Source organism: Sinorhizobium sp. P24N7, from assembly GCF_042436655.1.
Lineage (GTDB): Bacteria > Pseudomonadota > Alphaproteobacteria > Rhizobiales > Rhizobiaceae > Sinorhizobium > Sinorhizobium meliloti_A.
Window position 1 is genome coordinate 1 of sequence record NZ_JBHMIW010000087.1, and the last position, 651, is coordinate 651.

2 protein-coding genes are annotated in these 651 nt (G+C 59.9%); both read left to right on the top strand.

The genetic code is table 11. From position 1 onward, the window contains the following. Positions 1-208 (top strand): hypothetical protein (locus ACFHWW_RS34040; protein ID WP_379943775.1); only part of this gene is annotated, 208 nt, incomplete at its 5' end. Then, on the top strand, positions 205-513 hold the full coding sequence (locus tag ACFHWW_RS34045; RefSeq protein ID WP_379943777.1) for a hypothetical protein: 309 nt from the start codon (positions 205-207) through the stop codon (positions 511-513). The genes ACFHWW_RS34040 and ACFHWW_RS34045, both read left to right, overlap by 4 nt. Positions 514-651: the final 138 nt, after the last annotated feature.

A 651-nucleotide genomic window follows, 5' to 3' on the forward strand; every position in this document is an offset into this window, starting at 1 on the left:
GGTCAACATCGCCGGTCGGCATCGCTTCGACTGGGCGCATGGCTGGCATCATCTCGGCATCTGGGAGGCCGCTGATCCCGGCGTCGTCGACCGCGCCATTACCGGACACGAGCACGCCGCAGACTTCATGTTCACGACATCACGCCACATCATCGGGCGCGTGACGCCGCTTCTCGATCTCATCGCAGCCAAGGATATCGCATCATGACGGACAACACGATCTGGATTCACTACGCCCGGCCCCGGCCGCATTGGTACCGGCTGCCACAGGAGGAAAAATCGGAGAAGCGGGCCCTTTGGGATGGGATCGTTAGGAAGGCCGTGGCGGAAGGGGCTGTCTCGCTGGGGGACTACCATATTCGCGGCCAGCACGATTTCCAAACCGTCTCCCTCTGGCGCTTCCCATCTCCCGAGGCGGCTTTCGAACATTGGTCCCGGCTAACGGCGGCGGGCTACAATGAATGGCATGCTTTTACCAACAACATCGGCCTTGCGCTCGACAGCGTGACTTAAAAAGGCTTTTCCTACCAATCTCACAGGAAATCGCGATGAAGTGAAAACAAACCGCGGTGGTCCCGCAACTCCATCCACGGCGGACGGCTTTCCGGCACAGCACGGTGCCTAAACATCTAGACTTGCAGCGCGGAGTTG

Coding starts and splice junctions, on each gene's coding strand:
- ACFHWW_RS34045 (WP_379943777.1), top strand. CDS start 205: ATGACGGACAACACGATCTGGATTCACTACGCCCGGCCCCGGCCGCAT.